The organism is Ardenticatenales bacterium (assembly GCA_020634515.1).
Taxonomy (GTDB): Bacteria; Chloroflexota; Anaerolineae; order Promineifilales; family Promineifilaceae; genus JAGVTM01.
In genome coordinates this window covers 144,362-157,842 of the sequence record JACKBL010000002.1, presented here as the reverse complement: position 1 = coordinate 157,842, position 13,481 = coordinate 144,362, and the positions used below count along the sequence as shown (strand labels likewise).

The following is a 13,481-nucleotide window of genomic DNA, read 5'->3' as shown; positions in this document are numbered from 1 at the left end:
GATGATTCGTATGTGAACACTAACACCAACACGCCCACAGCTATCAATTATCAGGTGCAACAAGCAATTGAGCAAATGGTTGCCACGCTGCCGAAAGGAACTGATTTAGGAATCTGTGATGTCATCAGCGCGATGTACAGCGGATACTTTGTCGAATCAGGCGGTGGCATCATGCCCGCGGTCGACCCGTATTTGAGCACATTCATTGATGACGAGGCAGAACGAGCCGCAAGGAGTCGTCGGGCAGCCAAAGCGATCACGTACGGTCAGTTCAATCTGGCGGAGTTGCTCGACGAGTTGAAAAAGCAAGTAGACGCGGCTGGTCAATGGCAGGCAACGGTGATTCAAGGGTACCAGCTGAAACCCGTCGATATGACGGCATACAAAAGGGCACGAGTGAAAGGGCTGAAGAGCAAAACGTATGATTCAGATGCCCACAAAGCGGTGCCCGGTGTGCCATTTGGCATGATGGGGACAACAGGGCGTGTTGGAGAACAACGGGTCGCCATCCTGGAACTACTGGTCCGCGGTGATACGAGTCAAAACGCGCCATCCGCGGAGATGGAAAAGGTGTACAAGCAGGTCGGCAAAAAGCTGACGGAGACGGACCTGGCCCTCTTTGATGCTGGATTTTCATTGGTAGATGCGGTTAGACATGGGGTGAATAACTGTGTGGTACGGCTAGCCAAGAACTGCACCTTCGGCAAAACAGCAGGCAAGATACCGCCGCGAACCTCCAACAAGGGGCCAACGCCCAGCCGCCACCAGGCTGAAGTGGTGCGCCCATTGGCGCGAAAGCATGGGGACAATCTCCTGCCAGCGTCTCAACCAACGCAAACGCACACGCTTGTTGCTGAGGATAGCGTTGAAATAAAGGTTGAGGTCTGGTCCCCCGTCTACTAGCGGCGGTCGGCATTATGTCCACCACCCGACCGCGCTCACGCGCTTGCCGGCACTGACCATGATTTTCGGGTCGCTATTGAAATATCTGGCGGCGACCCTACCGCCAATCCGGACTGGCTTCTGGGACAGAGCTGCCAAACCGACGTATGGACGCCTGATGAAGCATTTAAAAAAAGTTGGTCTGCCACTTTCCAACCAACTTTCTAAGAAGGCTTCGGTTACGGCACATTTGCCGCCTGGATACGAAGCTATCCGGCTCGCAAAGGCCTGATTTCGGGTTTGAAGCACCAAAATTCAAACCCCATTTACGGAAAACTAAAGGGAAAGAAATTTCCTAGTTCAAACGGAATTTGTGTCTGAAAGGAAACTGAGGCATTGTTGGGCTTGTGACAGAACCAACAATCCCTCAGCAACGCAAGTATAGCACAGACAAAAACAACGCTCGGTGGGAATCACGACGGATTGTGATTCCAATGCAGTACGAAGAGTACCAAGAAACGATGACCGACCCACAACAAGCCAAAACCTACATTGAACAACAAATGGCAAGCCATCCCGAATTGTTTCCACCAGCTATGCAAGCCGGATACAAACTGCACGGATGGACAAGGCCATCGAAGAAAATGCCAGAAGTACACTTGCGCCGCATTCGGTTACAGATAGAGAATGAAGCGGGGCAAAAGCTGGCCTACACCATTGCCCCATGCGACCTGCTGCCTTATCTGGTAGGAACGGTAACAGAAGTAGAGAAGGCGCTCTTCTTGAAGCAGTTCGGTGTTCCCGATTGGGCGTTGACTTACGTGTTTGGGCGCAACGATAGCTATTGGTACCGTCTTACCGAGTCGTTTGGTCGATTCAGTCTAGTGGGAACGACCGTGAAAGAAGCAGAAAAGCTGCCAACTGATCTGTTAGCAGATGAAAAACATGCCAAAGCCCATGGCGGCAAATGGTACGTAGCCACGACAGTAGCCCAGGATTGCGTACTGGGGGCGGCTGTATCCCAGAGCGCCGATGCAGAAGGGTTGACCGCTGCTTACGAGGTATTCAAAGAAGAAGCACAGCAGCTAAACCCCAGTTACAAACCCGATTCGGTCAATGTAGATGGATGGGCAGCGACAAGTAAGGCATGGCAGACCCTGTTTCCAGCCATCACAATTATCCTGTGCTTTTTACATGCCTTCATCAAAATACGGGGGCGATGCAAGCGATTGGGTAACACCTACACCCAAATCAAACAACAAGTGTGGGGTATCTACCAGGCGACAAGTCGTCCCGATTTCAAACAGGGCATTACCATGCTTCAGCAGTGGGTGATGCACAATCGAGACAAGTTAAGTGGTTATGCAATCGAGGCCATAGACAAACTATGTCAGCGAGCTGACCAATACTGTCTCGCATTTGACCATCCTACAGCCCACCGTACCAGCAATATGCTTGACCGCCACATGGGGCTTATGGCTCGCTGGCTAGCGGGTGGACGATATTTTCATGGGAATCTACAAGTGGCTGACCTGAGGACACGTGCGTGGGCGTTGTTGCACAACTTTCGCCCTTACTGTCCGCGATCAAAAGTGAGCAAGGAGTATCAGTCACCTGCTCACAAGCTGAATGGATTTGTTTATCGAGAAAACTGGCTAGAAAACCTCTTGGTTGCCTCATCTAATCAGGGGTTTAGGTGTAGCCACAAAAAACGATTGAACTAGAAATTTCTAATAGTTTCAGCTTGGGTTCGTTGAAGAAGTATTTCAGCTATAATTTTTCCATAATTAGAAACCGACTTGTTACGCCATGGGAAATGACGGCCGTGTTGATGAAACCAAGTAATAATATCGCCTCTGAACTTGGCGACTTGTTCATCTGTGGGTTGATTAATCTCCGGCTTGGAGCATCGTTTGCCCAAGGTGGCTCTCCTTCAGGCGAATACGTCAGGTGATCTCTTCTCGCACCCCCTCTCGTTCGCGTCCAAAATGCGCTTTTCTATGTCAACTAGGGTATAGGTAGCACCACAGTAAATCGTGGTTGACCGTCAAAAACGGCCAATTTGGCAAAAAAGGATTCATCATGCATACTGGTAAGTTTTGCAGAACCGAAATCAGTAGGAGACATGATGAATCCAGAACAACTATTTTGCCCTAATATCGACTGTCCGGCTAGAGGACAACGGGGTGAAGGCAATATCACCGTCCATAGCCAAAAAGAAAAGCGATGTCATTGTCATGTCTGCAATACAACATTTGCCGTCAGCAAAGGGACATTGTTCTATCGCTTGCGCACCGACCCGCAAATAGTGATGTGGGTCATCGTCTTGCTGGCGTATGGCTGTCCCGTCCAGGCCATCGTCAAAGCCTTTGGGTTTGATGAGCGCACGGTCAAGAATTGGTGGCAACGAGCGGGTGTGCATTGCGCACATGTCCATGAAGCGGTCATTGCCAGCCAGCCACTGGACTTGCAACAAGTGCAAGCGGATGAAATCCCATTGTGTCAATATAGAGTGGGACACTTCAGACTCAGAATTTAGTGTAGAATTCATGGGCGAAGAGGAACATCATGACACAAAAACAGGCAAACAAACTCAGCAAAAATGGCATTGGACCCGACGACCGACCCGACCCGGAAGTATTGCCGCGTACCAAGAACACGAACCGGCGCACCTTTACCGCCGCTTACAAGCGGTGGGTATTGGAAGAAGCCGAGAAATGCCGGGAATGGTCAGGCGGCATCGGCGCGCTGCTACGGCGGGAAGGATTGTATTCCTCCCATCTGACAACCTGGCGACGGCAGCAGGAAGCAGGCCAGATAGCCGGATTGACACCGCGGAAACGGGTCCCAAGAGCAATCCTGAAGCGGAAGAAGTGAGCCGGTTGCGGCGGGAAAATGCCCGATTGACACGGCAGTTGGCAAAAGCCGAACTGATTATAGAGGCTCAAAAAACTCTCCGCACTACTGGGGATCACCCTGGAGCAGGAGAGCGAGGACAAATCATGAGACGGCAAGTGGGCGAATTGGCGGAACAAACCAGCACGCGCGAGGCGTGTACGGCCCTGGCCTATCCGCGCAGCGCTTGCTACTATCGGCAGCAGCAGGAGAAACCGGCGCGGGAACCCAAACCGGCGTCGCCATCGCCGCGGTCGTTGCCCGTGACGGAGCGAGAGGCGGTGCGGGATACGCTCAACAGTGAACGCTTCGTGGATAGTTCGCCCCGCCAGGTGTATGGCACGCTGCTGGATGAAGGGGAATATCTCTGTTCGGTGAGTACGATGTACCGCATCCTGCGGGCAAACGCGGAAGTGCGCGAGCGGCGTAACCAGAAGCGGCATCCAGCCTACAAAAAGCCGGAACTGGTGGCTACCGCGCCGAACCAGGTTTGGTCCTGGGATATCACCAAGCTGCGCGGCCCTGTCCCCTACGTCTACTATTACATGTACACCATTCTCGACATCTTCAGCCGCTATGTGGTCGGCTACCTGATCGCCCAGCGGGAATTGGCCTCATTGGCCAGGCAACTGGTGGCTGACAGTTGCAGCAAACAGGGCATTGAACCCGACCAGTTGGTTCTCCATGCTGACCGCGGCAGTTCCATGACCAGCAAGACTTTGGCCCTGCTGCTAGCTGACCTGGGTGTGGGCAAGAGTCATTCCCGACCCTACACCTCCGATGACAATCCTTTCTCCGAGGCGCAGTTCAAAACGATGAAATACCGCCCGGATTATCCCGACCGCTTTGGCGGATTACACGATGCCCGCATCTGGGCACGGCCCGTTCTTTCATTGGTACAACCATGAACACCGGCATACCAGTCTGGGCCTGATGACCCCGGCCACGGTTCACTATGGCCAGGCCGCTGAATTGACTCTCAAGCGACAAGCTGTTTTGGCCGCCGCTTATGAGAAACATCCGGAACGATTTGTGCATGGGGCGCCCGTTGCGCCGCAGTTGCCAACGGCCGTCTGGATTAATCCCCCGCTGGAGAGGAATGACCAGCAGTCGTCGTAGAGGCTGTGGGTAAGTGGGTAACTCGCAGCGCAGCGGAGAGTTATCCACTTATCCATCAGCCCAGTGAGCGAGGCTTTGTTCACTAATTTATCGGTTTTAGTGTCCCAAAACTATTGACACATTCCGAATCAAAGTCAAGGTACAAGGCGGTTCGGTGTGGATGGCGTTGGCGATGATGGTATCCACCCGACTCTGGTTAGGTGGCGTCATCAGCCCGCGACGGGATAAGCGCTTGCTGCAAAGCCTGACGGACAAGGTGCGCCAAATGGCCTTGTGTCGTCCGTTGTTGTTGGCGGTGGATGGCTTGCCCGGCTACGTCAAAGCCTTTGGCCGCAGTTTCCGCAGCAAGTTGCCCCGCTGGGGGCAGCCAGGTCGTTGTCAATGGCACGCCTGGTCCGAAGTGGCTATCGTGCAAGTCATCAAACGGCGTCTGCCATCTGGACTGGAGGTTGAACGACGAGTGGCTCAGGGTGACCCGCAACAGGTAGAGAAGCTGATTGCCACGACGCAAAATGGAGTGGGTGTTATCAATACCGCTTTCATTGAGCGGCTCAATGCCACCTTCCGCTCTCGCCTAAGCTGGTTGGGCCGGCGCACGCGGCATCTGGCGCAACAAACGGCGACCTTAACGGTGGGTATGTATGTCACAGGGTGTTTGTACAACCTTTGCGACCCCCATCGCTCTTTGCGTTGTCGTCTGTCTGTGGGCGAAAGGGGTATCGTTGGGTGCCGCGCACGCCAGCTATCGCAGCGGGATTGACAGACCACATCTGGACAGTCGATGAATTGTTAATGTATCGTGTGCCACCACCGCGTTGGACACCACCCAAGCAACGTGGGCGGCCTTCTAAAGCGTTGCTAGAACTGATAAATCGATGGTGTTAACCGACCACGATTAACTGTGGTCTCACCAGGGTATATTGCCGCAACGTTTTCTGGAATATCCGGGCCGTCATTAGATAGACGATGAATATGACATCCCTCAAGAGATGGTAACCCGTTAATATTTACAAAAAGTGTGGGTTTATCCGATCATGATTCTTGCGTTGATGAACCTTTAGAAAAAATACGGCTAGCTCCGCCATGGTGCGTAACTCGTGGGCGCACATTAATGACTCGTGGGCGTGCAAAGACGTTGTTGGTAGATTGATGAGTTTGAACAAAGCATTCACCAGGATGCATTCCTTGTAGGGGGTAGTCAGAAAACTCTGGCGCAAATTTCAAGAGGTCTTCAACATTTTCCCGTGTACCAAGGTCGAAGACAAACCTCGTAGTTATGAAGCGTCGAATAGCTAGTGGAATGGAGCCTACATCTTGTGTTGCGAATACGTAAGATGTACCCTCGTGCCGCATTAACCGGATACGGGATTCTATCTTTTCTCCGAATTCATTGCTGAGATATTCATGCGCTTCATCAAACACAATTAACTTGTTGAAACGGCCTTGAATACGGCTAACGTAGTTTGTGCATACTAAGAAAAAGCGCAGGGCATCTTCCTTGTTAAATAGAGGTTGCCTTAAGTCTAGTACTAAGGCTCGGCCAGGTTTGAGTATTTGATTGAAATCTAAACCGCGTTCTTGAGAAATATACTGGCGAACAAACTCAAAGCGAAGTTGTGCTGCTGTTCGACTTTGCCCTCGGAGCATACTTGATACCAAGTTTTCTAAATTTTCAAGTGTAACCTCTCCAGATGAACGTAGTTCTCTTAATGCGTGGCGAATGGTCCGTGCAAACACAGCCCCACTGCCTGGTTCTCCCATCAATAGCTCCCAATCCTCTACTGTGAGGGTAGCTGGATCAAAATATAATTCGGAAGCAGGGATACCTGAATATTCTTCTTGTCTTTCCGGTGTTAACTCCCCAGGTAGGCAAAGAATATGAATATCGCGGATCGATTGAGGCGTGGCCCCGTATTGAGTGGCTAACCTTTCTATATCTGAGCCTTTTTGATTGGGGATGCTCAATGAAGTCAGTTCGAAACGGTCGAGAGCGTTTCGTCGATAATTAAATATAACTACAGCTAAAGGTGTCGAAAGCGAGTTGATATTCGGAATTGATTCTAAGGCGGATTCTATGATCGTTCCTAGTAGGTAGCTCTTACCTGATCCCATGTAACCGAATATACCAACGGTCTTAGGGTGGTCGAAATCTAGGGCTACAATCTCATCTGTCCCTAAAAGCTTCCCCACAACAGCCCAGCGAGACGTGTGTTCAGGCCACCCAACAACAGTAGCTGGTTGAATGACTGTTGTTGGGCTAGGGACATTGGATTGACTATTGTTGGTTTCCTTATCAGGTATACTAGAAGCATCCTCGTCCTGCATAACTTGTCCATTGATTTCATCGCCATGGTCCTGGTCTACATTTGTGCCTTTATCGCTTGCCCTTTTTTGCTCTACAGTTAACGTTTTCTCTGAAGATTTAGATGATAAATCAGGTTGGTCCTGTGGTTCAACATAATTGTTACTAGCCTTCTGCTCAGATGCCGTATCTAAATCATCGATGCGTGGAGAAGAAACCAAGTTTAGCAAGTCTTTCAAGGCTGCCTGAATACCGAGAGCATCTACATCAAAACTTGGTTGGCAAGTTGATATGGATTGTTTCATTATCGAGTCAAATTTTGTTCTTACCTCTTTCTCGTCAGGACCAATGTCTTCATCATTCCACCATAATCCCCGAACAGCAGTTGGATCGATGAACACTTCTCTTATTAGCCATTCGTCTTGATAAAATTCGTTTTCGAGACAGGCCTTGCCACTCAGGGTTATAGATCCGGGTGCAAACCAAAGTAGTATAGGTTCTCCTACGCCAATACTAATTTGCCCCTTGAGTACATGACTTATGATTTTTCTGCGTATATCCGCTTCTACAGGAATGGGAGTTAGCCCCATTGCTAGATCGAGCAAGGTAGCTAATCCAAGAAGTCTGGCGTATGAGCTCAAAACGTCTATGTTCTCGTTGCTCTTAGGATCAAGAGCATTGGTTATTTGCTTGACCAGGGATGTTGTTTCAGCAAGCTGTTTCCGTGCACGGTTGCGTTCTTTATCTTGATTACCAGGTAACGGCTCAGGATCACTCGCTCTTCCATGATGCTTAATCTCAATTGGGAGGAGGCAAATCTGAATTTTAGCGGGTTCCTTAAGTATCATTTGCACGGCCAGTAGGTCTGCCCTACGGCCTAATCTTTCGCTTGACATGGCTTCCAAGATGGACTCAACGGGATCAATGGGGATCAATCCACATATAATGCGTGAATCATCAGCAGGTACCCATGAGGCACGTAATGGATTTTCTGGTGAAGGAAGAAGTAGATTTAAGGCATAGAAATATCCGGCTGCAGCACTCTCCTGGGTACCGCCTGCCGCCTGAAGTGAAGTAACACCAATTCCTCGTCTACCTAGATCGAGCAACATTCTAGAAGCCTGCTTGGATGTAAACCCTTGTCTAAACTCTAAAGCTTTCAGAAGAGATGCAGGGATTTTCCCTATGACATAGTAGGGGCGCCGTGATATTTCGTCTGCACCCCTTGAACCAGTGCCTAGCCATGAGGGGCGCCATTCCCAAAGTAACCGTTTCCCAGAAGATTGCGCTTCCAAAGCAACCACTGTTGATAATAAACCAGGATCAAGGTTAAACGTTCCTAAAACTTCCCATCTTGCACCTAGTCCAACTCCAAGGGATTCGGCGCGTGGCCTTGCACGCAAGGCTGGCAAGGGATCGTCGGTCGCGTATTCTATTTCCTTTAGCAGTGAGGATAGCCCCAGCAAGTCTTCTCCTGGTCTTGCGGCATAATTTTGATCGAATTCGAGACCTCTTAACGTGGGTGGGAAAAATCTTCTTAAAGGCAACAAACCGATGACCCCTTTTGTCGTACCAGCGACTGGGGCCAAATGAACGCTTGAATTTTCAACGAAAGCCAGATCTGCGTTGAGAGGGGTATTGGAAGCAGGGCTATAAATCCTCCATTCGAAGGGGCTTTTTCGACTGTCTTCTTCTCGTAACACGAAGAGTTCATCTCGCGAGGGAGGGAAACCTAAACGGGTCGTCGAGTCCCAAACGCGGACACTGCCTCCAAGATTCTCTATTTCTTTGAGTGAGTCTGACCCTCCCAATAATCTTAATACAGCTTCATCGATTTCTCGCGAACGGGGTGTTTCAGAAATTGACCGCATATCAATTTCTAGGGAATTGATATGAGAATATACCTTTAAGTAGTCCTTAAGCGCATGTTCAACAACTTTTCTATTTATTCCCGTTTGTCCCCCCCAAGGAAGAGGTAACCCTGCTGCGCTTGCCGGTAATTCTGCTAATCCTTTGGTAAGGTCAAGGACCGCTAGTGCACTCCAGCTTACAAAATCTTGTTCCTGGCCGGGATCTGTCGGTATCGCGATTAGGGGTATTTTCTGCCCAGCGGCATTAATTGCATATCCTGTAAAAGGTATATTCCATCCTTCGGCTAGTCCAAGTAAGTGATGACTAACATTTTTGCCACTGGCAATAAATGCCAAGGAAAAAGCCCAAGCCAAACGGGCTGGGTGCAAGGGCGAAAGCAAAAGGGACAACAATTGTCCTCGCATGGCCCCCGGTTTTCCTTCCACGATTGCAATAGAAAAAGGGTATGCAGCCCAAAAAGCATCGGTAAGACTAATTTCTTTTGCTGCCTTTACTAGAGCTTGATGGTCTTCAACATACGACTTGACAACTGTGCCGGGAATAACTTTTGGATTAAAGCCAGAAAGCCAAAAGCTATCATTGCCAGATTCAAAGCCAAGGTATGAACATACCTTCTTCACTGTAGTCATAAAATGTGACCACTCTATCGTGTTGATTAGGTTCTCACTCGGCCCGTTTTCGATACCAGGTAATACAAATCCCTCCTTCTTTTCGAAAACAAACTGCGGTGAAGGACCGCCATTATGTGATGGCCACGCAGCTAGCGAGTCACCTGTCGAGACCACATATTGATAGAGCGAGTTAGGAATGTTATTTTGGAGTGTACACAAGGTGCCTGAAATGGCATCTTGATAGCGACCCAAGAGACTGGAACGAGCCTCGCTGGATGGTGGACGCTGTCCTGATGGAAGCCCGCGTATTGCAGATAGTAGCCCGGACGACAAACTTCCAGATACTTCTTGGACCTTTACAATTGCAATCTCACGAGTACCCTCCTTTCCCTCAATGGTGATTGCATCACCCTCATCCAAGTAGAGCTTTTTTCTATGTGGTTCATTAGTTAGGTTTGTGCTTGCCGCAAAAGATTTGCCATTTTTGCCAGGAAGGGCTTCTGGTAAAAATGAGGGATTTGAAGGGTCCAGACGACCATCGTACACGCTCGCTTCGTACAGTCCCTCTTCTTTTATAACAAGATTAGGCGTCAATTCGGCTTCCCACTGATTTCTCAGTTCAAATGAAGCTGTGAAGTTATCACCGTTATTAGGTGCAACGATCACCTTGCCCTTTGATTTCCCGACCAGGATTGTAGGACTGGACGGTGATGGAACAACGAATTTCAAAGAAGCATCTACGAATCTTTTTGATGTTTTCCATTCCCCGTCCACACAATCATGCACTTTTGCTTGAATACGTACAGTTTTTATTGGGCGCCAACTTCCTTCAACCGCTTTTGATACTTCGTCTTTTGGGAATGAGTATTCAAGGACTAAATCAAAGGCAAGAGATAATTGAAGATTCGCTACGGTGGATAGTTTTAGGGGAGGTGTTCCAGGCTTTGCGCCTGTTACCTTTAAAGTCACGTCATCTGGCTTAAGCCAAACATAGCCATCCCCTTTATCGTTTGGCATCGAATGTGAGACTATTAATTTTTTCCAGGAGTGTTTAAAAACTAGTTCCAAGTCTCTGACAGTTACTTGGCACCTCCATCGGGTTTTTGTGTGGTTGAATGCAACTGTACCTGAACGTGTGTGCAACCAATATAAATCGTGCCCCTCTAGGGCTTGGCTAAGGTTTGAACATGATGAAGTAGGTTCGAACTGCACCGTTTCATGCAGATGTTTAATAGACTCTTGAATATGCGCGTCAGTTATTCCCCACCATGCTGGTTTAGGAGCATTTGGAAAAGTGGGAAGATCTGAATTAAGCAAAGTTGGGGAAGGCGATGATGTAAAAACCATCTGTCCAATTTTGGGGGCAGCGACTATGCTTGATGAAGTATGTGTAGGCGAAATATTCCAATTTAAATCGCGCCAAGAGCTGGTTTCGCCTGCCCCTAAAACCTTCCAATCAAGGGCGGTCAGCAAAACCGCCGTGTTTTCTTGAGTTAGGACATAATCTTCGACAACACTTTGCCATAGATCAACAGTTGCTTTTTGCCCTCGCTCGCCCAATTCTTCGGGCGGTTTCAGAAATGGGTTTCCATCTTTAGCGATTTCCCCAGGGACTGGAACCCCTGCCAATCTAACTATTTCCCAAGCATGCCGAGGTTGGGGGAGGGCACCAAGATTTGCGAGATTTTCTAATCCGTGGTCGAGATGAATGAGCATTTGTGCCCAGTGAACAAGAAATTGATCGCTCCAATGTATACTGGGAGTGCTGCCCACTTTCTCGAATGCATAGCGAAGGAGATTGGCTATCCATCTTGCGGTATTCAAAAAACACGTGAATGTGTCGCCTATTGGCTTTAAATTACGTCGTTTCCACAGTTCTTCAATACTGAGCCTTGCTAGCAAGTCTAGTGTGCATTCTCCTCCAGGGTTACCTGGAAAGCGGCTTGAAATGAAAGGTTTTACTACGCTTTGGAATGATGTGTCGGGCTCGCGTACACCTCGCTGCCATGCAAAAACACGATCTTCGTTTGTCCTCCACCCTAGCAATTCCGCCCAAGTTGTTGTTTTCACTTGATTGACATCTGCATCATTTGGTTCAACAACGAGTAACGCTCGGCTTGGGTTTGTTACGCTGTTGCAAGTCGATACAAGATCAACAAGCTCTTCATTCAGGGCGGAGGGTAATTCCACTGAATACAAGCCCTTAAGTTTTTGAATATGAGCTGCTATGGCTTTTCCCAGTATTGGCATATAAAGTTCCCCTAGAAACCGGCTTGGATAACTAATGCATTGTCTGCGTCCGGACTGTCTGTGCTAAGCCCTGCATTTTCAAGAAAATCTACTAATATCCACCTGTCTACTTTGATGCCAAGCATCTGTAAATCCTCTAGTAACATTTTTAAGGTACATACCCCCCCGGGATTTTGACTTAGTAAGCTAGCTGTAACAACTAGCCATTCGGGGCCTGGTTGAAACCAAAAGCTGCCTGAGGAATTTGTTAAGGCAAGGTAATAGAAGTCTGCTTGATCCCTGGTGTCGTCGTCTGAAGAACGAGGCCTGAGGAGATACCTAACAAATTCTTGTGTGTTGACTGCAGCGTTCTGTTCGGCCTCAAGTGGTGCTGATAATTTTTCAAGGCTTGATTGTGTCAAGGAATCGAGCCAATCTAAAATTAATGAATCAAGGCTAACCTTATTGGATATTTCAAAAGGCTTTGCTTCATTACGAAGATGCTCCTCGATTCGTTTTCTAGCTATATATCCTCTAGACAAAAGTGAGCGCATAGCGTTCCATGCATGCTTTTGTGTTGCTGGAGCAAGAGGAGATTCAATCGTAGCAAGTACAGCTCCATGTCTTAGACTTGATATCAATTGTCTTATTGCGGGAGTTTGCTCTTTTTTGTGTTGATCATCTTTTCTTTGTTGCAACTCTTCAACAAGGCAGGAATGTAGTTCTACATAGAAATTTGCTTCCCATAGATAGGCAAAAGATAAACCGGTTCTTAAAAGGCAGGTCGCCCAGTCTACAAAGCGTCTTGTAGGTAAAACCTTGTACCAACCGTTTTCAGGATTGCACAATATTTCCCACTTCGACCAGAACCACCTGAAGGGAGTGTGCTTGTGTTGGCTTGCTAGAAGAGATTTGCCCCTTGTTGAATCAATAGAACCTGGTTGAACGCCGGGCCAAGACGAAGGTATTGTCGATTCTTCCCCGTATGAAACCACGAGGTTTTTCCAGGTTTCTTGAGCTACTAGAGGCAGCAAGGTTGTTATAAAACTTGTAAAGTATTCGGCTGAACCAGGAGTTTGCGAATACATAATCTCTAGGAACGATTTCGCTACGTGTCCTTCGCCCTCTGATCCGCCGAGCCACCCTACGTTTTCGATAATCTTGGCTAAATTAGGCGGTCCTAACTTGTTTACAAGTCCTTGTAAAGTTTGTAAGGCGACCACATCGGGATGTACAGGCACGCAAGCAAGAGATTTGTCTTGTCTAGACCTTGGGGCAAGGATGGATTTCAGCAATGCTTCCACGGGTGTTGTTACATCATTTTGTTCGAGCAGCAAGGTGCTAGCATCGGTTGTTTCTGCGACTGGTACTGTTTCTACGATGTTTGGTTTGTTTCCACTAGGCCTTTGCTTGGGGACTAAACGTACCAAGCTGCTTTCTCGTGACAGCTTTATTTCACCTGATAAACTAGAACCTTTGGAGCGCCAAAGTAAGTCTGTTAGCAAAGATTCTGGTTGTTTGGCGTATTCTGGTCTATCTAGAGGTAAATGCTCGTGTATCCAAGTGTTCAT

Annotated in this window: 7 protein-coding genes and 1 pseudogene; 6 read left to right on the top strand and 2 right to left on the bottom strand. The window is 48.6% G+C overall.

What is annotated here, in order from left to right:
• The first annotated feature begins 12 nt into the window (after positions 1 to 12).
• The 6 genes and pseudogenes from H6650_05270 (at position 13) to H6650_05245 (ending at position 5,656) form a co-directional block, all read left to right on the top strand.
• On the top strand, positions 13 to 903 hold the full coding sequence (locus H6650_05270) for a hypothetical protein (protein MCB8951405.1): 891 nt from the start codon (positions 13 to 15) through the stop codon (positions 901 to 903).
• A gap of 1,502 nt (positions 904 to 2,405) precedes the next feature.
• Positions 2,406 to 2,606, top strand: a complete 201-nt coding sequence (locus tag H6650_05265; GenBank protein MCB8951404.1) for a hypothetical protein — start codon at positions 2,406 to 2,408, stop codon at positions 2,604 to 2,606.
• A 401-nt stretch (positions 2,607 to 3,007) separates the two neighbouring features.
• Positions 3,008 to 3,421, top strand: a complete 414-nt coding sequence (locus tag H6650_05260; GenBank protein MCB8951403.1) for an IS1 family transposase — start codon at positions 3,008 to 3,010, stop codon at positions 3,419 to 3,421.
• A 29-nt stretch (positions 3,422 to 3,450) separates the two neighbouring features.
• A complete protein-coding gene (locus H6650_05255; protein MCB8951402.1) occupies positions 3,451 to 3,759 on the top strand; it encodes a hypothetical protein in 309 nt (102 codons plus the stop codon).
• 125 nt (positions 3,760 to 3,884) lie between these two features.
• Positions 3,885 to 4,896, top strand: a pseudogene (locus tag H6650_05250) (IS3 family transposase).
• 172 nt (positions 4,897 to 5,068) lie between these two features.
• A complete protein-coding gene (locus H6650_05245; protein MCB8951401.1) occupies positions 5,069 to 5,656 on the top strand; it encodes a hypothetical protein in 588 nt (195 codons plus the stop codon).
• Between the two features lie 272 nt (positions 5,657 to 5,928).
• Here H6650_05245 and H6650_05240 read toward each other — a convergent pair whose 3' ends face one another.
• The gene (locus H6650_05240) at positions 5,929 to 11,931 is read right to left on the bottom strand and encodes an ATP-binding protein (GenBank protein MCB8951400.1); all 6,003 of its coding nucleotides are present in this window, start codon (positions 11,929 to 11,931) and stop codon (positions 5,929 to 5,931) included.
• Positions 11,932 to 11,942: 11 nt separating this feature from the next.
• Positions 11,943 to 13,481 (bottom strand): hypothetical protein, encoded by a 1,539-nt coding sequence (locus tag H6650_05235; protein MCB8951399.1) that lies wholly within the window; start codon positions 13,479 to 13,481, stop codon positions 11,943 to 11,945.